The sequence below is a fragment of the Paenalcaligenes sp. Me131 genome (assembly GCF_050487225.1).
Lineage (GTDB): Bacteria > Pseudomonadota > Gammaproteobacteria > Burkholderiales > Burkholderiaceae_B > Paenalcaligenes.
This window is the reverse complement of sequence record NZ_JBKQGY010000003.1, coordinates 1-24,153: the sequence shown is the minus strand read 5'-3', so window position 1 is coordinate 24,153 and position 24,153 is coordinate 1. Positions and strand designations below refer to the sequence as shown.

Genomic DNA, 24,153 nt, shown 5'->3' with positions numbered 1-24,153 from the left:
CTAATTGCTAATCACTGAATGGAGATACCTAGCATGTCTTTAATCAACACACAGATTCTTCCTTTCAAGTCTCAGGCTTATGTGAACGGTGAGTTCAAAGAGTACACAAACGAAAGCATCGCCGGTAAATGGGCTGTATTCGTTTTCTACCCAGCTGACTTCACTTTCGTGTGCCCAACAGAGTTGGAAGATCTGGCTAACCACTACGATGAGTTCAAGAAAATGGGCGTGGAAGTGTTCTCCGTTTCCACAGACACTCATTTCACACACAAAGCATGGCACGACACTTCCGAAGCTATCGGTAAAGTTCAGTACCCAATGCTAGCTGACCCTACACAGCAATTGGCTCGCAACTTCCAAGTGCTGATCGAAGAAGAAGGCATGGCATTGCGCGGTACATTCGTTGTGAACCCAGATGGCGTGATCAAAGCCATGGAAGTGCACGACAACGGTATCGGCCGTGACGCTAAAGAATTGCTGCGTAAAGTTAAAGCCGCTCAGTACATCGCTAAAAACCCAGGTGAAGTATGCCCAGCTAAATGGGAAGAAGGTGCTAAAACACTGACTCCTTCCCTGGATCTGGTTGGCAAAATCTAAGGATTGATGCCTAGGTTTATTGGGTAGATTGCTACTCGATAAATCGGTTATCCGGCCCTGGTGGGCCGGATAATAGGACACTAGTCCGATTACTATTGTAACTAAATATTTCAGAGGAGCCCTTCATGCTGGATGCCAACTTAGTCACTCAACTTAACGCGTACTTAGAAAAAATCACGCAACCAATTGAGCTGGTTGCGTCACTGGACGACGGGGCCAAATCTCTGGAACTGCGTCAGTTACTGGAACAAATTGCCGGTCTGTCCGACAAAATCACGTACCGTGAAGATGCCGACAGCGCCGAGCGTAAACCATCCTTCAAAATTAACCGTGTAGGCTCTGACATTAGTGTCGCCTTCGCCGGTATCCCTCTGGGTCACGAGTTCGCCTCCTTGGTGTTGGCGCTCTTGCAAGTGGGTGGGCACACTGTTCGTTTGGAAGATGATGTTGCGGAACGAATCCGTAATTTAGAGGGTGACTTCAATTTTGAGGTGTACTACTCATTGAGCTGCCAGAACTGCCCTGATGTAGTGCAGGCGTTGAATGCAATGGCGGTGATTAACCCCCGCATCCGCCCAGTCGCTATTGATGGTGCGATTAATCAGGCAGAAGTCGAAAAACGTCAGATTATGTCCGTACCTACCGTGTTCTTAAACGGTGAGGTATTCCACCATGGTCGTGCTAGCGCTGAAGAGCTGTTGGCCAAAATGGGTGGTAATGATAGCGAAGCGCAAGCTGAAGCGATTAACAAACGTGAAACCTTTGATGTGTTGGTGGTGGGTGGTGGCCCTGCAGGTGCAGCCGCTGCGGTATACGCTGCACGTAAAGGTATTCGTACAGGGGTAGTGGCTGAGCGCTTTGGTGGTCAGGTGATGGATACCATGTCCATCGAGAACTACATTTCTGTGCTGGAAACAGAAGGGCCTAAGTTGGCAGCCGCCATGGAAGAGCATGTGAAAGTCTACGGTGTAGATATCATGAACATGCAACGTGCTGAACAATTGATCCCTGGCAAAGAGATTCAGGTGAAACTGGAAAACGGTGGTGTGCTACAAGCTAAAACCGTAATCTTGTCCACAGGCGCTAGATGGCGTCAGTTGGGAGTGCCTGGTGAAGAAGAGTACCGTAACAAAGGCGTAGCCTACTGCCCGCACTGCGATGGCCCATTGTTTAAAGGCAAAGATGTAGCCGTAGTTGGTGGTGGTAACTCAGGTGTAGAAGCAGCAATTGACTTGGCTGGTTTGGTTAAACATGTCACGTTGCTTGAGTTTGGTGAAAGCCTGCGTGCTGATGAGGTATTGCAACGTAAATTGCGTAGCTTGCCTAACGTTACGATCTTGACCCAAGCACAAACTACAGAAGTGCATGGCGATGGTGCCAAAGTAACGGGCTTGCAGTACACCAACCGTGCTACAGGTGAAAGCCATCAAGTGACATTGGATGGCGTGTTTGTACAGATTGGTTTGGTACCTAACACCGAGTGGTTGAAAGGTGCTGTAGAGCTGTCCAAACACGGTGAGATCGAAGTCGATAGCCGTGGTCAAACATCCGTACCTGGTGTGTTTGCCGCTGGTGATGCTACTACGGTTCCGTACAAACAAATCATTATTGCTGCAGGTCAAGGTGCTACTGCTGCGCTGTCAGCCTTTGATCACCTGATCCGTACATCGGTAGAATAAAACGTAGCGATCGCTATGTAGTACATGCCCGTCTGGTTACGATCAGACGGGCATTTTTTATTCGCTGTCTTGTAGGTTATCGGGGACCCATTGTCCGCCCAGTATTTCTTCACAGCATTGCAGCCATGCGCGGGCCGCTAATGATAAATAGTGCCCATTCCATACCGATGCTACTTCCCAGCGCAATTGCTCGGGAGCTAAGGGTAGGGCTTTAAGGTGAGTGTGCGGAAAACGGGCTAAAAAAGGTTCGGGCAGTATGGCTACACCAAGGCCAGAGTTCGCAAGTGATGCCACCCAGTCCCATTGGCTGCTTTGCGCCACGATATGGGGGCGTAGTCCCTCCTTGGCGAATGCCTGTCGTAATAGCCGTGTAAGACCGAACTCATTGCCCATCCATATTTGGGGGATATTCTCTAGGTCTTGAATCTGCAAGGTCTTACTTTTAGACGAAAAAAAGGCGGTATTGCCTAAGGCCCAGACGTGGTGGGAGACCACAGCCTGACTTTGCAGTGCTAAATCCGAAGCCACCGGCAAAATACTAAAGCCCAGCTCTAAGTCTTGCGAGGCCACTTGTTGCTCTATAGCGGGGCCGGGCAATTCTTTGATGTGCAGTTGTATCTCAGGGTAGCGCTTGGCGAAGGTGGTCAGCACATCGGTAAACAGCAGGTTGATCATGGGCGGAATGCCCAACGCTAATCTGCCTTGTTGCAACGCTTGAGTCTGTCTGACATCTGTTTCTAGCCGCTGTATAGCCGCTAATACCTCTTGGCCACGTTCCCACACAATACGGCCACTATCACTTAATAAGAACTGCTTGGCCTCCCGGATGATAAGCGTATCGCCAAAGTCATCTTCCAGTTGCCGCACCATTTTGCTCACCGTGGATTGGGTGACTCCCATATGCTGCGCTGCAACGGTAAAGCTGCGCTGGCGCACGGTTTCAATGAAATATTGCAGGGCTCTAACGTTCATAAATTTGGCATGGATAAAAGGAATGTTAGCCAATCATTTTATTCATAATATCAATGATATTCTGCCTCCACAATCACTAGAATCAGGAGATTAGAATGTTCAAAGACCGCATACGATTAGCATCGCTAGAGCAAAAGGTTATGACTGCTGGGCAGGCGGCACGCTTATTCAGCGATGGTATGACAGTGGGTATGAGTGGTTTTACCCGTGCGGGCGACTGTAAAGCGATGCCAGTAGCTCTGGCAGAACGTGCTAAACAGGAAACTTTGCGTATTAATTTGCTGACTGGTGCTTCACTGGGTAATGGCAGCGATGGTTTGATGGCCGAAGCAGGGTTGTTGGCCAAGCGCTCGCCTTTCCAAGTGGATTCCACACTGCGTAAGAAAATCAATGCTGGTGAAGTGTTGTTCTGTGACTATCACCTGTCGCAGCCTGCTGAGCAGTTGCGTGCTCAAGGCGGTCGTCCTGTAGATATCGCCGTGATTGAAGCAGTAGCCATTACCGAAGATGGTGGCATTGTGCCCACCACCTCGGTAGGTAATTCCGCTAACTTTGTGGCCCAAGCGAAGCAAGTGATTGTGGAAATCAATTTGAGCATGCCTGTAGCACTGGAAGGCTTGCACGATATCTATATCCCAGAAGACAGACCTAATCGTCAGCCTATCCCTATTACTGAAGTCTCTGAGCGCATCGGTCACACTACTATTAAGGTAGATCCAGAGCGTATCGCCGCTATCGTGATTACCGATGCACCGGATAGCCCGTCTACAGCAACCCCTCCTGATGCTGAAACCAATGCAATTGCGGCACACGTTGTGCAGTTCCTGCAAGGCGAAGTAGAAGCTGGTCGATTGACAGAGGAATTGTTGCCATTGCAGGTAGGTATTGGCTCTATTGCCAATGCGGTGACCTACGGTTTGGCTGAGTCGTCTTTCAAAAACATGACGATGTACTCCGAGGTGCTGCAAGATAGCGCTGTGGCATTGCTGGATTCTGGTCATTTGCGCTTTGCATCAGCATCATCGGTGACATTGACTGCGCCAGTCATGAACAAGTTCATGGATAACCTAGAGCGTTACCGTCATCAGGTCGTGCTGCGCCCACAAGAAATCAGTAACCACCCTGAGCTTGTGCGTAGATTAGGCATTATTGCTATTAATGCTGCATTGGAATTTGATATTTACGGGAACGTGAACTCCACACACGTCAGTGGCACACACATGATGAACGGTATTGGTGGCTCGGGTGACTTTGCCCGTAATGCTCATCTGTCTATCTTTGTGACGAAGTCTCTGGCTAAAGGCAGTGACATTAGCCGCGTAGTGCCTATGGTCTCGCACGTGGATCATTGTGAGCATGATGTGGATGTATTGGTCACGGAGTGTGGTTTGGCTGACCTACGCGGTTTGGCACCACGTGAACGTGCCGTCAAAATTATTGAAAATTGTGTACACCCCGATTTTCGCGAAACAATGGCTTCTTACTTTGAGCGCGCCTGTCAGCGTGGCGGTCACACACCCCACCTCTTAGAAGAGGCATTGTCCTGGCATTTGCGTTACGAGCAAACAGGGTCTATGCGTGAAACAGCAGATGTTGCTGTGTAACGTGTTTTGAAAAAACCATACTTGTGGGTTTTTACCGGCGTAGAGCCGGTTTTTTTTTGCCGCGTATTATGCGTTGCCGCAGGTTAGAGTAATATGGTTTTTTAAAAACTCCAGTTAGGTGACGCAGGTGTTCGAGAGTATAGGGGTAATCAATTTAGGAACCTATCTAGCAGGTGCGCTCCTGATTATTCTTTTGCCTGGTCCCAACTCACTGTACGTCTTGGCCACAGCTGCCACACATGGTGTACGTGATGGGTATAAAGCGGCTGTAGGCATTTTTGTCGGCGATAGTATTTTGCTGTTTCTGACCGCCGCAGGCGCAGCCTCTTTGCTGCAAACTTTACCTGCCTTGTTCTACACCATTCGCCTAGTCGGAGCGGTGTATCTCGCCTATTTAGGCATCCGCATTCTATGGTCTTTACTGCACCCTCAACCCACTGTTGAGGTGCGTACTATCAGTACTGAAAAAGGGCATGGCGAAAGCCGGTTCTTCAAAGCGCTTACGCTCAGTCTGTTAAACCCTAAAGCCATTTTGTTCTTGGTTTCCTTTTTTGTTCAGTTTGTCGATCCCAGCAAAGGGCATCCTTGGCTCGCATTTTTAGTGCTGGGGGTGTTTTTACAAGTATTCAGTATGGTGTATTTGTCCGCACTGATCTTTGGTGGAGCGCGTTTGGCCAGCGCGTTCAGGCGTCGCCGCCGTTTGGCTAGCGGTGCGAGTGCGGCTGTAGGGCTGTTGTTTATTGGCTTTGCAGTGCGTATGGCACTCGCCCGTTAATGTGTTTATTGATAAAGGAAAAATGATGAGTTCTCCTGTTCGAGTAGGGATTGCCGGTTATGGCAATCTGGGGCGTGGTGTAGAACTAGCCCTACGACAGAACCCTGACATGCAACTGGTAGCGGTGTTTACACGTCGTAATCCTGCGGATGTGAAACCGCTGACAGCGGGTGTGTCGGTATACAGCTTGGATGATGCCGAGCAGCACAAAGACAACGTGGATGTCATGATTCTGTGCGGTGGCTCCAAAAACGACCTGCCACAGCAAGGCCCACAATTGGCTGAGTGGTTCAACACTATTGATAGTTTTGATACCCACGCCAAGATTCCTGAGTACTTTGCTGCTGTGGATGCTGTAGCTAGCCGTACCAAAAAAGTATCCATCATTTCCGTAGGTTGGGATCCAGGTCTGTTCTCGTTGAACCGTTTGGCTGGTGAAGTTGTTCTGCCAGAAGGCAACACCTACACATTCTGGGGCAAAGGCTTAAGCCAAGGTCACTCTGATGCGATTCGTCGTGTAGATGGCGTAAAAGCTGGCGTACAGTACACCTTGCCAATCGAAGACGCTGTAAATCGCGTACGTAGCGGTGAAAACCCAGAATTGAGCACACGTGAAAAACACCGTCGTGAGTGTTTTGTTGTGTTGGAAAATGGTGCAGATGAAGCTCGCGTGCGTAACGAAATCGTGACCATGCCTGATTACTTTGCTGATTACGACACGACTGTTAACTTCATCACTGAAGCAGAGTTGAAAGCTAACCATTCAGCGATGCCACACGGTGGTTTTGTTATTCGTAGTGGTGTGTCAGGTGCTGGTACATCGCAAATCGTAGAGTACTCGCTGACCTTGGGTAGCAATCCAGAGTTCACCTCTAGCGTATTGGTCGCCTATGCTCGTGCGGCACATCGTTTGGCTCAAGCTGGTGATGCAGGTGCGAAAACAGTATTTGATGTGGCTCCAGGCTTGTTGTCACCCAAATCTGCTGCGCAATTGCGTAAGGAACTTCTATGATACCTGCCGCCTCGCTCGGAAACGGGCTTGTATTAGGCAGCACCCGAACCTGGCAGATTTTTCTGCCAGGTTTTCTTTATGGGTTATTGCACGTGTTCGCGCTCTAGCAAGCGTAGGCTGTATCGGTACCAGCGCATCGTCATCAGGATCGCGACAACAGTTAGACCGCATACCAATCCAATCCATATACCCACGCCTTCCATATCTAGACCGAAGGCCAGCCAAGCGCCAATAGGCACACCAATTAACCAATAGCCAATTAATGCCAAGAACATGGGGGTACGTGTGTCGTACAAACCCCGTAGCATCCCTGCTGCTACCGCTTGTGCGCCATCGGTTAATTGGAAGAGGGCAGCAAAGAAAATAAAGTGCGTAGCCGTGATAATCACAGCGCGGTTTTCGGGGGCATGAATATTGATGAAGAAGCGAATAAGCTGTTCAGGCATGCCCCACATCAGTATCGCGGCAATTGCCATGCAGCTTACCCCTAAGGCATAGGCCGCCCAACCTGCGCGTACCGCTGCTCTAGGGTCAGCTCTACCGTTAGCTAAGCCCACTCGTATCGTAGCTACCTGCCCAAACCCCAGTGGGAACATATAGGTGATAGTGCAGATTTGCATGGTGATGGCATGTGCTGCCAACGAAGTAGAGCCTATTAACCCCATCATGATCACGGCAGCATAAAACACCATGGTTTCCAGCGTGAAGGTGATGGCAATAGGAAAACCCAGCTTCAGAATTTCCCACTGTAAAGCGGGTTGGAAGGTCCAACGGTGTGCGCGTAACTGTAAAAATGAAAATTCAGGGTGTTTATGTGCAACGACTAACATGCCCACAAACATGAAGACGCTAGACAGCACACTGGAAATCCCTGCGCCAGCGATGCCCAATGCAGGTAGCCCAAAGTTCCCGAAGATTAATAGCCAGCCCAAAACAGCATTGAGCAAAATTGCTAACGTTGCGATGAGTAGTGTCCACAGTGGACGCTCATAGGCAGCCAGCAGTGAACGTAGCACTAGATAGAATAAGTAGGGTAGCAGCGCCCATTGCAGGCTATGCATGTAATGCCCTGCCAATGCGGCGGCTTCGGGCGTTTGGCCCAACATTAACAGTATGCTTTCGCTATTCCACAGCAGTATCCAAAATGGCAAACACACCAGCATGGCGGTATAAAACCCGTGGTGGATGATGGTGCGTATAGCGTGTTTGTTTTGCCTATCTTTCCCTAAGGTTGTGGCCAGCATGGGAATGATGGCAGACAGTAATCCCAAGCTGAAAATCATGCACGCTTGGTACATACCCCCCGCCAAGGTCGCCGAGGCCAGTTGTTCCTTACCTAAGTGGCCGATGTAAATCACATTGGTAGTCAGCAATGCGATTTGCGCCAAGTTAGTTAGAATCAGCGGGGATCCTAATCGTACGGAGGCTTGGAGTTCCTGCAGCCAACTAGTTTGCGTTGCGTTCGTTGTCATACCGGTTACAAGAGAAGATAAAACCCCCCCCCCAGAATTACATTTGGCAGGGGGCTGCCATAGTACACTTGCACTTATGCGTCACTGGAATAGAGCTTACTCGCGTTTAATGTCAATCTCGCTAACAGCATGCTTGCTGATAGCGGTGTTGGTGCGTGGTGTTATTCCGGTGGGATTTATGCCTGCACCCTTGGGTGCAGAGGCCATGTCTGCCCTGACATTCTGTGTCAATGGCCTGTCAAACCAGAATATAGCTTTCTTGCACTTGGCGCAATCGTCCCCCATGGACGATGACAGTCACCCTGTTCACGATTGTGTGTTTGGGGCCGGGCATGGCAAAGAATATCTTCCTTCCCTGATACTGCCTCTGATAGCCAGTGTTTTGTTGTTGGGGTTGGCGTTAATGCCGCCACAACCACGAAGACAGCTGTGCTCACGGCGATTTGGGCCGCCTTTAGGGGCAAGGGCTCCACCTGTTTGCTGATGTGTTACCACCGCACCATGTGCGATGAATGCTTCATGCTCGATTGAAACGAGCACATCTCTCTAGATCAAACAGGAAATCTCATGAAAAAAACAGTAACTATTTTGAGCGCGCTGGGCGCATTGGGTGTGGCAATGAGTGTACAAGCACAAGGCCACGGCGGTCATGCCATGATGGATCATGGTTCTGCTTGGCAACAAGCACATGCCGCTACCTCTGTGGAAGTGCAGCATTGCTGGATCCGTAACATTCCTACACCAGCCCCATCTGCAGGGTATTTTGAAGTGCTGAACAAAGGCACCGAGGCGGTGCAATTGTTGGCAGCTGAATCAGATCGTTATGGTGACATTATGCTGCACCAAACAGTGACTGAAGATGGTCTAGCCAAAATGCGTATGGCTGACAAAATTGAGATTGCAGCAGGTGATCAACTGGATTTCGTACCGGGTGGCTACCATGCAATGCTAGAGAAACCCACCAGCCCAGTGCAGGTGGGTGAGCACGTGACGATGCGTTTCTTATTTAGCAATCAGCAAGTAGCTACTGCACAATGTGAAGTACGTGCAGCCGGTGCCAGAAACGAGCACGCTCACTAAGCAAGTAATATAGTGTGCCAATGAAAACAGGGCCTTTGAAGGCCCTGTTTCTTATTCAGCGATTGCTGTTCTGGCTGTTTGGTTATCCACAGCCTGCAGAAAGCGCAATAAGCTTTGATTGAATGCTTTGGGGTTCGCTAAGTTCATACCATGGGCCGCATGGGCAATGGTGACTTCATATGCATGAGGAAAGAACAGCAAGAGCTGCTGTATGCATTCAGCATAGCGTGTGGGGCTATGTTGCCCGCCCATAAACAATACGGGGCAGCGCAGCGCTTTGGTCAGCATAGGCAAATCTACCAGATAACGTTGTTCAGTAGATTGCGGCAGTAACGTGGGGGCATTGTCGTGCACCATTTCTCTGAACCAACGTACCATTTGACGCCACGTTCCTTCGCCATTGACGGCATCCACAAAGAGAGCAAGCCCTGCGTCGGTTTGGCCTTGTTCTATTAAGCTACAGGCATCGCGCAAATACGAGGCAGCAGGGGCGTCTTCGGCTTGTACTAAGCCTGGGTCGGCTAAGGTGAGGGAGAGCAACCGCTGCGGGGCCAGTTCGGCAAGCAGTAGGGTGACGACAGCACCGCGTGAGTGGCCAACAATATGGAACATGCTCTCTGTGCCTAACAACGTATCCAATTGCTGTAACAGTTGTTCTGCTTGTAGGCGAGCATCAAATTTGGAAAGTTCTAGCGTAGGCCAGTAACCCGTTAAGCTAGGCGCAATAACGCGATGCGTACGTGAGAGATCACTGGATTGCCAGCGCCAATACCGGTAATCACATAACGAGCCGTGTACGAGTACGACTGGTGAGCCTGAGCCCTGATCTAGGTAAAGAGGGGAAGAGGCGGTAGGTTCCAGCATGATGAACTACTACAGATGAGAAAAAGCGCTCCACGAGGGTGGAGCGCTTGGAGGCTTAACACGATTAACGCAGCAGTTCCAGTCGGCTTTTTGCGGTGTCGGCCGCTGCTGTACCTGGGTAGTCTTTGACGATGCGTTGTAGGGTTTTTTGTGCAGAAGCGAGGTCGTTTTGTTCTACTTCGCTAGATGCCACCACCATCAGGGCATCGGCAGCACGTGAGCTACCTGGGTGGTCTTTAACCAGTGCTTGCAGCTTTTGGATAGCAGCTCGGAAGTTACGTGAGGCATACAAGGCGCTACCTTCGTAGAAACGTACTTCGTCTAGTTGAGGGCTATTTGGATAGGCATCAATGAAAGCAGAGAATCCGCTGGCCGCTTGTGGATATTGTCCACTACGGTATAAGTCCATGGCGCCTTCGTAAGCAGCTTGCTCTTGAGGGTCATCAAATAGGGTCTGATCAGCGTTGTCACCACCTTGAGCTTGTGAATTCTGCCAGCTGAGTTGCTCTACTTTACCGCGTAGTGTAGCAACCTCTTGGCGCAGCATATCCACTTCGTCTGCCAAACGTAGGCGGGCTTGTTGGTTTTGCTCATTCATTTGACGAATTTGCTGGCGAAGCTCAAGAATAGCGCGTCTCGCTTCGTCATCGGCAAAAGCTTGGGCAGGCACTGCTGTAAACAGAAACAGCGAGGCGAGGGAGGGCAATAACAGTCGGCGTAAAGGCAAGTTCTTCATGTCAGTGTCTCGAGTCAATAAAAACGCCGTGATGGGCAAACTTGCCACCACGGCGTTTAGTGTAAACCAGCTTTTAAAAATTAACGCTGGTAAACGATGTCTGCACGACGGTTTTCAGCGTAGTCGGCTTCGGTGTTACCGTGAGCACGAGGACGCTCTTTACCGAAGCTGATGGCTTCGATTTGGTTGGCGTTTACACCCAGCAGGCTCATCATGCGAGCAACTGCGTCGGAACGGCGTTGACCCAGAGCCAAGTTGTACTCGGAACCACCACGCTCATCTGCGTTACCTTCGATACGGATGTGTTGCTGTGGGTGGCTAGTCAGGTAGGTGGAGTGCATCTCTACCAGACCACGGTACTGCTCAGGAACAACGTAGCTGTCAAATTCGAAGTAGACAGAGCGCTGTTGTGCCAGAGGGCTTTGTGGGTTGAACGGATCCATAATTTGGCCAGAGGATGGGCCGCCGGTAGAACCGCCGCCTGTACCACTGCCATTGTCGTCCAAAGCAACAGAACTACATGCTGCTAATACCATGGACATTGAAGCTAATAAAAAACCTTTAAAAATGCGCGAGCTCATTTGAGTTCCTTTAAAAAAGAGTCACACAGAAAACGAGTTAATTAGTAAATGGACCCCAGGTTGGTTCACGTACTTTTCCGTTCAATGATGACAGGGTTTGCCGCACGCGTCCGTCAACAGATGTTACAGCCAGTACGCTACGTCCGCCTTGATTCGAGCTGTAAAGCACTTGCATGCCATTAGGCGCAAAACTTGGAGACTGGTCGTCAGAACCATTTGTCAGTAGTTGTTCAGAGCCTGTTGCCATGTCTTGAATAGCAACGCGGTATGCACCATTCCTGCGTGTAATATAAACAAGGTTATTGCCGTCGGGAGAAACCTCAGGCGATATATTGTAGCTCCCATTGTAGGTAATGCGACGAGCATCACCACCATTTACGGGGACTTCGTAAATTTGTGGGTTACCACCACGGTCACTTGTGAACACTAACGAGCTGCCATCAGGCGAGAAAGTAGGTTCAGTATCAATCAATGGAGAACGCATGATACGGCGTAATCCGGAACCATCTGCGTTAATGGTATAAATTTGAGAGATACCATCGCGGGACAAAACTACCGCCAATTGCTGGCCATCAGGAGCCCAAGCAGGGGCGCTGTTATTGCCTTTGAAGTTAGCAACAGGTTCGCGTTTACCCGTAGCTAAAGTTTGCACGTAAACCACAGGCTTTTCAGTCTCAAAGCTTACGTAGGCAATTTTGCTACCATCTGGCGACCAAGCTGGCGAGATGATGGGTTGCTGGGAGCGCAGCATGACCTGTGGGTTTTGGCCATCGGCGTCTGCAATTTGCAGTTCGTAGTTGTTGCCATTCTGTAACACATAGGCAATGCGTGTGGAAAACACGCCACGAACACCCGTGATTTTTTCGTAAATACGGTCTGCAATTTGGTGCGAAACACGTCTTAACTCTTTTTCAGAGCCTGCAAAAGCGATCGCATCCATTTCATTTTTATTAACGGTGTCGATCAGACGGTATTGCACGGTGTACTGGCCACCGTCTTGGGTAACAGAACCATATGCCAAATAATCGGCGCCACGATTGCGCCAATCGTTAGGCTCTACGGTGCTGTTTACGTCCAAGGTGCTGCCATTGGTGTTGATCAGTTGAAACTGACCAGAACGGCTAAGGTCGGCACGTATGATTTCGGCCACGGACTGGGCTGCCTGGTTGTTGGCAAAGTCAGCCACGGCGATGGGGTACTGTGTAGCCCCTACACCGGAAATATCCACCCTAAGCTGAGCTTGGGCCGGGCTGGTGCTCAACAGTCCTGCCGCCAGAGCGACAAGCCCGGCGAACATGGAGCGCCAACGGCGGCGGCCCTGGATGTTAGCGGAGTATGCTGCGGTCATGTTCGGTATTCTCCTGATTACTCGTACATACGATATTCGCCATCAATATACGAAGGATAGCGGCCATTAGGCGGTTTGGGGAAGGGCGAGCACTTGGCTATCCCTTTTTGTACTGCATCATCGAACAGGGCAATACCCGATGATCTCAGTATTCGTACACTACGTACCGTACCATCACTATTCAGATCGGCACGATAACTGAGTGTTGGGTTGTTACCTCCACTGCGTGCAGGTGTATTGTAAATGACCTTAGGACGAACGCAGGCACGAACCTGAGCGCCGTAACCGTCATTACCACCGCCACCACCTACTTGGTTGCGGTTAGATGTACCACCTGCAGCACCAGCAATCTGCTGTCCGTCGCCCAACATAGCGGCACGGAAGGCGTCTTCTCTGGCTTTGCGTTCAGCTTCTTCGCGAGCACGGCGTTGTGTTTCAGCACGAACTCGTTGTTCGGCTTCAGCACGCGTTTTACGCTCTGCTTCCTCACGGGCTTTGCGATCTGCCTCTGCTTTGGCACGTTGCTCGGCTTCTTCTCGGGCCTTACGGTCAGCTTCAGCTTTAGCGCGTTGATCCGCTTCTTCACGAGCTTTGCGATCCGCTTCGGCTTTAGCACGTTGCTCTGCTTCTTCGCGCGCTTTACGGTCAGCTTCGGTTCGTGCGCGTTGCTCTGCATCAGCCCGTGCTTTACGGTCGGCTTCCTCGCGGGCTTTACGATCTGCTTCTTCTCGAGCCTTACGGTCTGCCTCTGCTTTTCTGCGGTCTTCCTCGTCTTTCTTGCGTTTGGCTTCGGCCAAAGCAATGTCAGGGTCAACTTCAGGCGGTGCGCTTTGAGCAGGGGTTGGCGTAGGTTCGGGTGTTACTTCCGGTGGTTTAGGTGCCACGGGAGTAGGATCTGGTTCAGGTTGTGGTTCTGGCTCGTCGGGTTCTGCGATGGGCTCGTCTTGGTTTTCGGCAATCGCCACATCGCCCTCGGCCCACAGTTCTATCTGTACAGGGTTAGGAGAGCGAGGTGTGGCAAAGAGACTGATGACCAAAGCAAGCAACAGCAGACCGTGCAGAATCAACGCATACATCAGCCCACGACGCTGGTCTTGGGCTTCTGGTGTGCGTGAATTGTTCTGACGTAATGCGTGCTTGAATACTTTCATACCTACTCGTCTTTATTGACTAGCAGACCCAAGCGGGTAAAGCCCTGACTGCGCAGTTGGTCCATAAGCTCCATAACGGTTTCATAAGGGACTTTGCCATCCGCAGCAATCACGATGGGGTTTTCATTTTGCATCAGCGCTTGAATTTCAGTGATCAGGTTAGCTTTGTCCACGTCTTGGAACTCAGAGCCACCTTCACGTAAACGCAAAGACACTTGTCCTTCTTTGTCTATCTGTACCTCAATAGGCACTGCTGGCACTTCAGATGCCTGACCTACTGTAGGTAAATCGATAATTCCGGGCGTGATCATGGGCGCTGTCACCATGAAAATCACCAGCAGTACCAACATGACATCAATGTAGGGGACCACATTAATGTCATTTTTCAGCCGGCGGCGACCGCGTCCTGTACTGTTACGTATGGATGGCATGCTTATTGCACCTGGCGTTGCAGAATATTCAGGAATTCGTCGATGAAGCCGTCAAAGCGAATAGACAGTCTATCGATCTCTGTGGTGTAACGGTTGTACGCTACTACAGCAGGAATCGCGGCAAACAGACCAATAGCGGTGGCAATCAGTGCCTCAGCAATACCAGGGGCAACAGAAGCCAGCGTAGCGGACTGTGCACCGGATAAACCGATAAACGCATGCATAATCCCCCAGACAGTACCAAGCAAACCAATGTAGGGACTAACGGAACCAGCGGAAGCCAAGAAACTTAAGTTGGTTTCTAGGCTATCTAGTTCACGTTGATACGCTGCACGCATGGCGCGGCGAGGGCCGTCCAGCAATGCTTCACCACGTTGGGATGTGCGGCGGGCTTTTAAGAACTCAGCCATACCTGCTTCAAAAATACGTGCTAATGCACCATGTTCATCACGGCGCGAGCCAATAGATTGTTGCAGGGCGCTTAGATCACCACCTGCCCAGAAATCGTCTTCAAAGTCTCGGGTTTGCTCTGTGGCGCGTTTCAGCGTAGCACGCTTACTGAAAATATACGCCCAAGACAAAATCGAGATACCGAGCAAAATCAGCATAACGAGCTGAACGGGGATGCTGGCATCGAGTAGTAGAGTCAGTAGCGACAGATCGCCTGTGGGTTGCATGGTTAGTCTAATGCCTTTTCCAGAGTAGAACGTAATTCGGGGTTGAACTTAGCTGGTCGCAGATTTTGAGCGTCCACGCAAACCACTTGGACACTACTTTCGCATAACAGTTCAGTATCACGCCAAGCGCTTTGCTGAAAAGTTATAGAGGCAGAGCCAAGGTGTTGGATGGTGCTTTGAATGGTTAGCAGATCGTCTAAACCAGCTGGTTTGCGATATTGTATTTCAACATTCTTGACAACAAATATTTGCCCAGTAGTTGCTGCCATGGAGGACTGGTTGATGCCCAGTCCTCGTAACCATTCAGTGCGCGCACGTTCAAAGAACTTCAGATAGTTGGCATAGAATACAATGCCTCCCGCATCCGTGTCTTCGTAATATACGCGAATCTGTATCATAGTGTTTCCAGTAGGCGCAGAGCCTCTTCTACCACGGTGTCAGGTGCTACTTTTTGTACTACGCCGTCACGTCTTGCTTGCAGTTCTACAATGTTTTCTTGCAGACCACGCTCGCCTACGGTGATGCGTACAGGTACGCCAATAAGTTCCCAATCGGCAAACATCACACCGGGACGAATATCTCTATCGTCAAAAATCACATCCACGCCTTTGGCTTTAAGGGCTTGGTAGATTTTTTCGGCCTCGGCACGAGCGATTTCGCTCTTGTTGAGACCCAAGCCACAAACCACTACCTCAAAAGGTGCAATGGCGCGTGGCCAGATCATACCTTTTTCGTCGTGGTTTTGCTCAATTGCTGCAGCAGCAATACGGCTCACACCAATGCCGTAGCAACCCATTTGCATGATGCTAGGTTTGCCGTCTTTATCTAAGAACGTAGCGTTCAGTTTTTTGGAGTAGGTATCGCCCAAGAAGAACACGTGACCTACTTCAATACCGCGTTGAATAGCCAAGGTGCCGCCACGAGGGTCTGGGTCGCCATGCACGACATTACGCAAGTCAGCAACGGTAGGCTCAGGCAGATCACGGCCCCAGTTCACGCCATCGTAGTGGAAGTCTTCTTCGTTTGCGCCGCAGATGAAGTCGTGCATGTTGGCAACGGTACTATCTACGACCAAGCCTACTGGTTGTTTTGTATTGATTGGGCCCAAGAAGCCAGGCTTGCAGCCAAAAGCTTCAATGATTTCTGCTTCAGAAGCTAAACGGTGGCCTTGTTCAAAGCCTGGTAGTTTGGAAACTTTGACTTCGTTCAGTTCGTGATCGCCACGGATCAACAGCAGCCAGATTTTTGTTGTGGTGGCTTTGGTTTTTTCATCAAGGATGTCTGTAGCCAAAACCACTGATTTCACAGTGTCGGTCAATGGGCGGCCCAACAACTCAGCAACAGCTTCGCATTTGGCGGCGGCAGGGGTGGCGACTTTAGTCAGCTCACGGCTAGGCGCAGCACGCTCAGCAATCAAACATGCAGCTTCGGCCAGTTCCATGTTGGCGGCGTAGTCAGTTTCTGGGTTGTAGACCAGAGCGTCTTCGCCAGTATCTGCAATCACTTGGAATTCGTGACTACGTGAACCACCAATAGAACCGGTGTCGGCAGCAACAGCGCGGAACTCCAAGCCTAGGCGAGAAAAGATTTGCATGTAGGCATTGAACATGTTGTCGTAGCTCGCTTGTGCTGACTCAACATCACGGTCAAAAGAGTAGGCATCTTTCATGGTGAACTCACGGCCACGCATCAAACCAAAGCGAGGGCGGCGCTCATCACGGAATTTTGTTTGGATGTGATAAAAATTCACAGGCAACTGACGCCAGCTGTGAATTTCATTGCGGGCAATATCAGTCACCAGCTCTTCAGAGGTGGGCTGCAGGATGAAGTCACGATTGTGTCTATCCTTGATTCTCAACAGTTCGGCGCCATATTTATCCCAACGGCCAGACTCTTGCCACAGCTCGGCGGGCTGTACTACAGGCATGAGCAATTCCAGTGCGCCGGCGCGGTCCATTTCTTCGCGCACAATTTTCTCAATCTTGCGCAATACTTTCAGGCCCAATGGCATGTAGGAGTAGACGCCGCCAGCAGCGCGGCGAATCATACCTGCTCGAGTCATTAGCTGATGGCTAGCAACTTCGGCTTCTGTAGGGGCTTCTTTTAAGGTATTAATGTGATACTGGCTTGCATGCATGGTAGTGAACTCAAGTGATACGTATAATTAAAGTAATTGTATTGAATTTTGCATAGAGGTGGCCCATGTTAGACCGTGAAGGCTACCGTCCCAATGTTGGCATCATTCTGGCAAATCGCAAGAATGAAGTGTTCTGGGGGAAACGAATCCGGGAACATGCCTGGCAGTTTCCTCAAGGAGGCATCAACTACGGTGAAAGTCCGGTGCAAGCTATGTACCGGGAGCTTTACGAGGAAGTTGGTTTGCTTCCCGAACACGTGCGTATTTTGGGGCGGACCCGCGATTGGTTACGGTATAACGTTCCCAATCACTATATACGTCGTGAATCACGCGGCCACTATAAAGGGCAAAAACAAATTTGGTTTTTGCTGCGTATGGTGGGACGTGATAGCGATGTTAGCTTGCGTACCTCCTCTACACCTGAATTCGATGCATGGCGTTGGAGCCAGTATTGGGTTCCTATGGATGCCGTCATCGACTTCAAACGTGAGGTGTACCTGCAGGCACTTAACGAGCTATCAAGTCTGTTGTTCAAACACAGGCAAGAATCCCGTTATTTGAGGCAACGTCTACATCCCAGCGGTAAGGTAAAGACAGCAGCTAAAAGTCTAATTTTACCGTCTGAATGACAAAGCATGGCGACACACCTCGTGGTGTGTCGCTTTTTTTTATTTAGGATTGCAGTGGTTGTGATTTCCCGAGCAGGGTAATCAGACTAGAGCTATCTAGTCGACCACCGCCTTGCTCTTGCACTTGTGCGTACAGTTGATCAATTAGCGCTGTGATGGGCAGGCGGGCACCATTGTTGCGGGCTTCGTTAAGTATCAAGCCCAAGTCTTTGCGTACCCAGTCAACGGCGAATCCAAAATCAAACTCACGATCTAGCATGGTTTGGCTGCGGTTGTGCATTTGCCAGCTAGAGGCTGCACCACCACCAATCACTTTAACGACGCGCTGCATATCCAAACCGGCGTTTTCACCAAATGCTAAGGCTTCGGCCAAGCCTTGAATCACGCTGACTACGCAAATTTGGTTCACCATTTTGCATAGCTGACCAGAACCAGTGTCACCCAACAGTTCGATGATAGTGCCGTAGTGCTCCAGATAAGGCAGGGCTTTTTTGAAGTTACTCTCAGAGCCGCCGCACATAATGCTGAGCTTACCGGCTTCGGCACCGCTTTGGCCTCCCGAGATAGGCGCATCCATAAAACCTACTGACTTTTCTGCGCAGACGCTGGCCATTTCACGGGCCACATTAGCAGAGGCAGTGGTGTGATCAATAAATAAGCTACCGGCTTTGGCGTGTAGCAAAGCACCATTTTCGCCTTGAATAACCTCGCGCAGGTCATCGTCATTACCCACACAGAACATCACAAAATCAGCATCACGTGCTGCTTCGGCTGGCGTAGTAGCGACATGATTGCCGAACTCAGCTTGCCATGCCAGCGCTTTGCTGTGCGTGCGGTTGTACACGGTGACATGGTGGCCCGCTTGTGCAAGGTGGCCAGCCATCGGGAACCCCATTACCCCTAAACCTATAAAGGCTACTTTTGCGGAGGTTAGCGGGGCATACATTTTTTTCTGTATAGAAGGCATGGAGTTCTCCTAGTGAAGCTGCGATGCTAGGGATTTACGAGTGAAAAGGTTAAGGGTTACGATCATGCCTGTGTGAAGGCATTCCTGTCCAGTTTAGAATAATTGTAAGGTGTGGCATCAGGGCGATTTTTGCGCTGTACTGTCTTTTTTACCATTAGCTAGGCTGTTCAGGGTTATGATGTGCACATGTTTTGAATGGTTCTGACTACTCGTCTACTACATAACTATGCTCCAGGATCTTAACCATCTAGCCGATAGACTTAGTGCGTTGGCCGCGTACGCCACCCAACTCAAGTCTGAGCGGTCCGCTCTATTGTCACGCATCAAAACCCTAGAAGGGGAGTGCGCGTCATTACGAGAACAGTTAGACAAGCAGCAAGCCGACTATGCGTCCATGGCGGAAATATCGGTGCGACACCAAGCAGACGTTGATGCTGCACGCAAACAGGCCGAACAGGTGCAGGAGGCTCTGTTTGTAGAGCTGGTTCAGCACCAAGATGAAGCCCAAAAGCTTAGAGACCAGCTGGAACTTAGCTTAGGTCATAATCACGAGTTGCGTCAGGTTGCTGAACAAGCGCGTGATCAAGTCACCGCTGTATTGCAGCGTTTGCCAGGCCATATCGAGCAGGAATAAGACATGGAACGTATTAATATCACTCTGTTAGGGCGCGAATACACCTTGGCGTGCGCACCTTCTGAGAAGGCCGATTTGCTGTCTGCGGTAGCGCACGTAGAAAAACGTATGAAGCGCGTGCAAGATAGCGGTAAAATAGTGGGTAACGAACGCATCGCTACCATGGTTGCTATACAGTTGGCTTTAGAATTCCTGACATTGCGCGCTCCGGATGGCCCACTGAGTAACCTTGCATTAGGCGATTTCAAGCGTAAAATAGAAGACATGCATCAGTTGATTGATCAAGTTGTTGGTCCAGAGGCTGTAGCTCGTTAAAGATTCGATCCATGCTTATGGCGATGGATCACCCAGTAAGTCCCTGCCGTGTTCGTGACGTGGCTATATATTCCTTGAACCAATGCTTATGGCATTCAGGTCGCTGGATTTATAAGCAGGAGCGATCGCTACAAGATAGCGAACCCGAAACTTATATGATGGCGGCCAATCTTTGGACCCTCGGTTCCCAGGATGCCAGCCTTGACGGCACAGGTGGGGCAATTTTCAAAGCTCGTTGCATTTTGCAACGGGCTTTTTTTGTTAAGGAGTTTCTATGCGGACTAAACGAACCCTTTCTCCCAAAAAAGCGGCAGCAGCAATCCTCGCTGCATATGGGATGTTGGCCCTGCCATTAAGTGCAATGGCAAACGAAGAGGAAACCTCTAAAGCGCTACAGCGTCCGCCCGTCATTAGTCTGCAGTCCGAAGCGTTTGCTGAGGTAGAGCAAGATACAGTGACGATTTATCTAGCGGCAGAGTTCGATGATGCTCAGCAAGCAAACGTAGATAAAAAATTACGTGAAGCGCTAGAGGCCGTATTGGCCGAGGGGCGTAAGCAAGATGTGGTGAAGGTGAGTAGCGGTAACTACCGTGTTTATCCAAATAGCGATAGAAAGGGCGTTATTACCGGATGGAGAGGCCGTGCAGAGGTGCAGTTGGAGTCCACCAACGTACCAGCAGCAAGTGAGCTAGCGGCTAAACTGTCTAAAGATATGCCCATTGCTGGCCTGAGTTTCTCGGTCTCCCCAGAAACACGTGCCAAACATGAAGAAACCCTAACAGAAGACGCAATCAAACGTTTCCAAAGCCGTGCCAAGCAAATTGCATCCAGCATGGGGTATACGGATTTTCGTTTGAATGAGGTGAATGTAGGTGGTTCAGGTGGTTATTTCCGTCCACCTGTGATGCGTGCAATGGCGGCAGACGCTGGCTCATTCAAAGCAATGGGCTCAGAGAGCATGCCGCTAGAAAGTGGTACAGAGCAAGTTAGTGTGTCGGTGAATGGTTCTGTTTACCTGCTCGGAGGAAAATAAACAGGCCTACCAGTACCATAGGTAACGACAACAGCTGGCCCATAGAAAGGCCAGCTGTGAGTAAGCCCAAGAAACTATCTGGTTCGCGGGTGTACTCAACAATAAAGCGGAAAAAACCATATCCCATTAAAAATAGGCCGCTAGTTTTGCCCGTCGCGCGTGGCTTGCTGCTGTATAGCCAAAGAATAATAAACAGCAATATGCCTTCCAGCGCCATTTGGTATAGCTGAGATGGATGTCGTGCAATACCGTCTTGTGCTTGTGGAAATACCATTGCCCATGGCATAGAGCTAGCTCTTCCCCATAGTTCGCCGTTGATAAAATTTCCTAATCGACCAGCGGCTAAACCTAGCGGAACCAAGGGGGCAAGAAAATCACTTACTGTGAAAAAGCTGATTTTTCGCTTATAGGCAAATAGTGCCATAGCTGCTAGTACGCCTAACAGACCACCGTGAAAGGCCATGCCGCCTTGCCAAATGTAGAAGACCTCTAGTGGGTGCTGTAAGTAATAGGCGGGTTTATAGAACAACACATAGCCTAAACGCCCACCCAAAATCACGCCTGCTACGCAATAGAAAATCAGGTCTTCTAAGCCTTGGCGGTTGACGGGGGCTAAACCTTTGCGTATTCGCGCTGTGCCCAGCATCCATACCAATGCAAAGCCAATTAAGTACATCAAACCATACCAATGAATGGCAATGGGGCCAAGTTGTAGGGCAATGGGGTTGAACTGTGGGTGTACAAGCATAGTTATGTAGGTCAGTGTCATGCAAAAGCCATGTTTGAGATGGCTGTTCAGAGAGGCGGTAACCATTATGACAGATGTTGATTGCACTCGTTCCCTGCTATAGCGCGTAGTGGCTTTCTGCAATGGCCAGAACGATGGTGTATGGATCAAAAGTTCTATGGGTAATGTTGCTTATGGTTTTCAAGGGTTCAGTGAGCGCGAAATCTGTAGAAAAAGCGGGATGATGAGGCGGTGTGAAGGGCGGGAGTGGAGGTATCTGTCAGAGTTATCTGATAGGGATACGAGAAATATCTATTGCCTAATTGATGCAGGTTCTGATTTTGTTTTTATAAAACTTATGGAAATAAAAAAGAAAATAAGAAAATATATTCTTGGATATATGTTGATGGGGTTTAAGGTATGAAATCGTAGTGTTTCGTCTGGCGATACTTTATATGTATTTGTTTTGACAGGCGAAACAGAATGGAGTTTTTATTGACTGCAAATTTATTTGGGTGAAAGAATGAGTTGATAATAATTAAAGGATCATCCATATGAAGAGGGGCTATAAAAATAACGATTTCATTAGGCTGGCTGATAGTCCCAAAGAGCGTAGTTTCGTATATGCCTTAGGGCGAGGCTTTGAGTTACTAAGGTGCTTTGGTGCAGATGAGCGTTTCGTGGGGGTGGCAGAGCTCTCCAGACGATCAGGCATTCCCAAGCCTTCGGTAGCGAGATTGGCTGGTACGTTGGTCAAGCTGGGGTACTTGGACTTCTCACCAAAACTCTCCAAGTACTCATTAGGTATAGGCGTGGTGTCTTTGGGGCATGTGTTTTTGTCTAGCTTATCCGTGCGCGATAAGCTGAGGCCCTTGTTGCAGCGTTTGGCTGAGTATGCGCAAATCACCGTATCTCTAGGAATGGGAGATAGGCAGAGCATAGTATGCATAGATAGCATACGAGGTAGTTCTGTCTTGGATACGCGTAGTAGTGATATTGGAGTGCGGTTGCCGTTGGCAAGTACGTCTATGGGTAGGGCGTATGTGGCGGGTTTGCCAGAAGCCCAGCGTCATGTGTTGCTAGAGCAATTACGTGATGTGGATTTACATGCCTGGGCAAAAACAGAGGCAGGAATTACTCAAGCCTTGTACGACTATAGGCTACGGGGTTTTTGCGTGTCTTTAGGAGAATGGAAAAAAGGAATTAATGGTGTGGCCGTTCCATTTTTTGATGCTGATGGGAATTACATGGTTGTAGACTGTAGTGCTGCAGATTTTGTATTAAGTAAAGATAAAATAGAAAATGATATAGGGCCAAGGGTGATTAATATTATAAAAAGTATATCTGCTAATAAATATAATAAGTTTTATAGGTTGTGATTGGTGCGGTGCTTTTGTAGATATAGGTAATAGGAAGGCGAGTCTAAAAAATAATGTTATGCGGTGGTTCTATAAGTGACTGAAAAGTAGAGGTGTAGGCTCTGTGTAATTTCATCACCTTGTTATTTGTCATGGTACTGGCAAGAATGTAGTCTGATAGAGCTAGCTGGGCTTTAATGCCTCGGCAGATTAGGTATCATAAGAGGGAAGCTGATGCTTTGGCTTTATCGGTAAGCTCTATTATCTGTGCGTGGCTCACGTGTATAGGGTGATGATTAGTACAGGAGACGAGTTATGGACAAGCATGAAGACAGACAAATAGAGACCGCTCTTTTGGGTGGCGGGTGCTTTTGGTGTCTGGAGCCGGCATTCGCGCAATTGGATGGTGTGGAGCAAGTGTTACCAGGATACGCCGGAGGCAAACTGGAAAATCCTAGTTATGAAGAGGTCTGCGCTGGGCATACCGGTCATATTGAGGTGGTGCAAATCCGCTTTGACCCACTACGTATAGATTTTGAGGAGTTGTTGGCGGTATTTTTCGCCATACACGATCCCACTACCTTAGATAGGCAGGGTAATGATGTGGGGGCGCAATATGCATCGGTAATTTTTTACCAATCCCAGCAGCAGCGTCATCAGGCTGAAGCAATGATTCAGAAGGTGACACAGCTATTATCTAAACCTGTGGTCACGCAATTGCGTCCTGCTAGCCGTTTTTGGTCAGCGGAAATGGTGCACCACGAATATTACGAACGTAACCCACAACAAGGCTACTGCCGGGTCATCATCGAGCCTAAGTTGCGAAAGTTTCGAGAGCAGTTCCGCGGGCGATTGAAAAAGGCCTAGTGCTAACAAGTGTATATGTGTAGTACCGCTGATATCTTCGTGATGCACGCAGTCAGTATGTACAAACAGCTGCAGTGTTTAAAAAGAGCTCTATATATAGAGCCCTTTTTATATAGATAGGGTAAGGCGTGAAGTTTCAGTCTTGATTTCAGAGAAAGGGCGCTGGGGACGGCGCGTGTCCATATGCTCGGAGGACAATGACGCATCATTGTTCTATCTATATAGAGAACAGTGCTGAAAAGCTCCTTCAGTCACAGGTGAGTATGGCGAAGGTTTCCATTACATACACATAGGCTCTATATATAGTAGGTTGGTGTTTTGCTAGCGACAGATTTGTAGACGCATAAGTACGTTGGTGGTTTTTGTTGGTCTAGCGTTCGACTACCACTACCACTACCACTACCACTACCACTACCACTACCACTACCACTACCACTACCACTACCACTACCACTACCACTACCACTACCACTACCACTACCACTACCACTACCACTACCACTACCA

25 protein-coding genes and 1 other RNA gene are annotated in these 24,153 nt (G+C 49.5%); 13 read left to right on the top strand and 13 right to left on the bottom strand.

What is annotated here, in order from left to right; all coding sequences use genetic code 11:
* The first annotated feature begins 33 nt into the window (after positions 1 to 33).
* Both ahpC and ahpF read left to right on the top strand, forming a co-directional pair.
* Complete coding sequence (ahpC, locus tag ACLPHM_RS11730; RefSeq protein WP_135865194.1) at positions 34 to 597, top strand: alkyl hydroperoxide reductase subunit C; 564 nt, start codon at positions 34 to 36, stop codon at positions 595 to 597.
* A 125-nt stretch (positions 598 to 722) separates the two neighbouring features.
* Complete coding sequence (ahpF, locus tag ACLPHM_RS11725) at positions 723 to 2,276, top strand: alkyl hydroperoxide reductase subunit F (protein WP_430221423.1); 1,554 nt, start codon at positions 723 to 725, stop codon at positions 2,274 to 2,276.
* A gap of 57 nt (positions 2,277 to 2,333) precedes the next feature.
* Here ahpF and ACLPHM_RS11720 read toward each other — a convergent pair whose 3' ends face one another.
* Entirely contained in the window at positions 2,334 to 3,248 is a 915-nt protein-coding gene (locus ACLPHM_RS11720; RefSeq protein WP_430221422.1) for a LysR family transcriptional regulator, read from the bottom strand.
* A 95-nt stretch (positions 3,249 to 3,343) separates the two neighbouring features.
* On the opposite strand from ACLPHM_RS11720, the gene ACLPHM_RS11715 reads away from it, so the two are divergent.
* The 3 genes from ACLPHM_RS11715 (at position 3,344) to ACLPHM_RS11705 (ending at position 6,639) form a co-directional block, all read left to right on the top strand.
* Positions 3,344 to 4,852, top strand: a complete 1,509-nt coding sequence (locus tag ACLPHM_RS11715) for an acetyl-CoA hydrolase/transferase family protein (protein ID WP_430221421.1) — start codon at positions 3,344 to 3,346, stop codon at positions 4,850 to 4,852.
* 127 nt (positions 4,853 to 4,979) lie between these two features.
* Entirely contained in the window at positions 4,980 to 5,627 is a 648-nt protein-coding gene (gene leuE, locus ACLPHM_RS11710; protein ID WP_430221420.1) for a leucine efflux protein LeuE, read from the top strand.
* A gap of 25 nt (positions 5,628 to 5,652) precedes the next feature.
* Positions 5,653 to 6,639: a diaminopimelate dehydrogenase gene (locus ACLPHM_RS11705; protein WP_430222016.1), complete on the top strand. Its 987-nt coding sequence runs from the start codon at positions 5,653 to 5,655 to the stop codon at positions 6,637 to 6,639.
* Between the two features lie 83 nt (positions 6,640 to 6,722).
* On the opposite strand, the gene ACLPHM_RS11700 is transcribed toward ACLPHM_RS11705, so the two are convergent.
* Positions 6,723 to 8,111: an MATE family efflux transporter gene (locus ACLPHM_RS11700; protein WP_430221419.1), complete on the bottom strand. Its 1,389-nt coding sequence runs from the start codon at positions 8,109 to 8,111 to the stop codon at positions 6,723 to 6,725.
* Positions 8,112 to 8,678: 567 nt separating this feature from the next.
* Here ACLPHM_RS11700 and ACLPHM_RS11695 point away from each other — a divergent pair.
* Entirely contained in the window at positions 8,679 to 9,191 is a 513-nt protein-coding gene (locus ACLPHM_RS11695) for a copper chaperone PCu(A)C (RefSeq protein WP_430221418.1), read from the top strand.
* 51 nt (positions 9,192 to 9,242) lie between these two features.
* On the opposite strand, the gene ACLPHM_RS11690 is transcribed toward ACLPHM_RS11695, so the two are convergent.
* From ACLPHM_RS11690 to ACLPHM_RS11650, 9 genes are all read right to left on the bottom strand, one after another.
* On the bottom strand, positions 9,243 to 10,055 hold the full coding sequence (locus ACLPHM_RS11690; protein ID WP_430221417.1) for an alpha/beta fold hydrolase: 813 nt from the start codon (positions 10,053 to 10,055) through the stop codon (positions 9,243 to 9,245).
* A 64-nt stretch (positions 10,056 to 10,119) separates the two neighbouring features.
* Positions 10,120 to 10,791 (bottom strand): tol-pal system protein YbgF, encoded by a 672-nt coding sequence (gene ybgF / locus ACLPHM_RS11685; RefSeq protein WP_430221416.1) that lies wholly within the window; start codon positions 10,789 to 10,791, stop codon positions 10,120 to 10,122.
* An 80-nt stretch (positions 10,792 to 10,871) separates the two neighbouring features.
* Complete coding sequence (gene pal, locus ACLPHM_RS11680) at positions 10,872 to 11,372, bottom strand: peptidoglycan-associated lipoprotein Pal (protein WP_430221415.1); 501 nt, start codon at positions 11,370 to 11,372, stop codon at positions 10,872 to 10,874.
* Between the two features lie 37 nt (positions 11,373 to 11,409).
* Entirely contained in the window at positions 11,410 to 12,720 is a 1,311-nt protein-coding gene (tolB, locus tag ACLPHM_RS11675; RefSeq protein ID WP_430221414.1) for a Tol-Pal system beta propeller repeat protein TolB, read from the bottom strand.
* Positions 12,721 to 12,737: 17 nt separating this feature from the next.
* Complete coding sequence (gene tolA / locus ACLPHM_RS11670) at positions 12,738 to 13,871, bottom strand: cell envelope integrity protein TolA (RefSeq protein WP_430221413.1); 1,134 nt, start codon at positions 13,869 to 13,871, stop codon at positions 12,738 to 12,740.
* 2 nt (positions 13,872 to 13,873) lie between these two features.
* Positions 13,874 to 14,302 carry a protein TolR gene (gene tolR / locus ACLPHM_RS11665; protein ID WP_430221412.1) on the bottom strand — a complete coding sequence of 143 codons (429 nt, stop codon included), beginning with the start codon at positions 14,300 to 14,302 and terminating at the stop codon, positions 13,874 to 13,876.
* A 2-nt stretch (positions 14,303 to 14,304) separates the two neighbouring features.
* Entirely contained in the window at positions 14,305 to 14,979 is a 675-nt protein-coding gene (gene tolQ / locus ACLPHM_RS11660) for a protein TolQ (protein WP_430221411.1), read from the bottom strand.
* 2 nt (positions 14,980 to 14,981) lie between these two features.
* The gene (gene ybgC / locus ACLPHM_RS11655; RefSeq protein WP_430221410.1) at positions 14,982 to 15,377 is read right to left on the bottom strand and encodes a tol-pal system-associated acyl-CoA thioesterase; all 396 of its coding nucleotides are present in this window, start codon (positions 15,375 to 15,377) and stop codon (positions 14,982 to 14,984) included.
* On the bottom strand, positions 15,374 to 17,116 hold the full coding sequence (locus ACLPHM_RS11650; RefSeq protein ID WP_430221409.1) for a proline--tRNA ligase: 1,743 nt from the start codon (positions 17,114 to 17,116) through the stop codon (positions 15,374 to 15,376). The genes ybgC and ACLPHM_RS11650 overlap by 4 nt, the downstream gene beginning before the upstream one ends.
* Positions 17,117 to 17,181: 65 nt before the next feature.
* Here ACLPHM_RS11650 and ACLPHM_RS11645 point away from each other — a divergent pair, with 65 nt between their 5' ends.
* Entirely contained in the window at positions 17,182 to 17,745 is a 564-nt protein-coding gene (locus ACLPHM_RS11645) for an RNA pyrophosphohydrolase (RefSeq protein WP_135863546.1), read from the top strand.
* Positions 17,746 to 17,788: 43 nt separating this feature from the next.
* On the opposite strand, the gene ACLPHM_RS11640 is transcribed toward ACLPHM_RS11645, so the two are convergent.
* Positions 17,789 to 18,712 (bottom strand): NAD(P)-dependent oxidoreductase, encoded by a 924-nt coding sequence (locus ACLPHM_RS11640; RefSeq protein WP_430221408.1) that lies wholly within the window; start codon positions 18,710 to 18,712, stop codon positions 17,789 to 17,791.
* 226 nt (positions 18,713 to 18,938) lie between these two features.
* Here ACLPHM_RS11640 and ACLPHM_RS11635 point away from each other — a divergent pair, with 226 nt between their 5' ends.
* The 4 genes from ACLPHM_RS11635 to ACLPHM_RS11620 all read left to right on the top strand — a co-directional run bounded on the left by ACLPHM_RS11635 (position 18,939) and on the right by ACLPHM_RS11620 (position 20,694).
* On the top strand, positions 18,939 to 19,346 hold the full coding sequence (locus ACLPHM_RS11635; RefSeq protein ID WP_430221407.1) for a hypothetical protein: 408 nt from the start codon (positions 18,939 to 18,941) through the stop codon (positions 19,344 to 19,346).
* Between the two features lie 3 nt (positions 19,347 to 19,349).
* On the top strand, positions 19,350 to 19,661 hold the full coding sequence (locus ACLPHM_RS11630) for a cell division protein ZapA (RefSeq protein ID WP_135863549.1): 312 nt from the start codon (positions 19,350 to 19,352) through the stop codon (positions 19,659 to 19,661).
* A gap of 37 nt (positions 19,662 to 19,698) precedes the next feature.
* Positions 19,699 to 19,885, top strand: a non-coding RNA gene (ssrS, locus tag ACLPHM_RS11625) — 6S RNA.
* Between the two features lie 50 nt (positions 19,886 to 19,935).
* Positions 19,936 to 20,694, top strand: a complete 759-nt coding sequence (locus ACLPHM_RS11620; protein WP_430221406.1) for an SIMPL domain-containing protein — start codon at positions 19,936 to 19,938, stop codon at positions 20,692 to 20,694.
* On the opposite strand, the gene lgt is transcribed toward ACLPHM_RS11620, so the two are convergent.
* Positions 20,648 to 21,442 carry a prolipoprotein diacylglyceryl transferase gene (gene lgt, locus ACLPHM_RS11615; protein ID WP_430221405.1) on the bottom strand — a complete coding sequence of 265 codons (795 nt, stop codon included), beginning with the start codon at positions 21,440 to 21,442 and terminating at the stop codon, positions 20,648 to 20,650. The two genes, ACLPHM_RS11620 and lgt, sit on opposite strands and share 47 nt — an antisense overlap.
* Positions 21,443 to 21,975: 533 nt before the next feature.
* Here lgt and ACLPHM_RS11610 point away from each other — a divergent pair.
* Both ACLPHM_RS11610 and msrA read left to right on the top strand, forming a co-directional pair.
* Positions 21,976 to 22,800, top strand: a complete 825-nt coding sequence (locus ACLPHM_RS11610) for an IclR family transcriptional regulator (RefSeq protein ID WP_430221404.1) — start codon at positions 21,976 to 21,978, stop codon at positions 22,798 to 22,800.
* A 294-nt stretch (positions 22,801 to 23,094) separates the two neighbouring features.
* Complete coding sequence (gene msrA / locus ACLPHM_RS11605; protein WP_430221403.1) at positions 23,095 to 23,646, top strand: peptide-methionine (S)-S-oxide reductase MsrA; 552 nt, start codon at positions 23,095 to 23,097, stop codon at positions 23,644 to 23,646.
* Positions 23,647 to 24,153 lie beyond the last annotated feature (507 nt).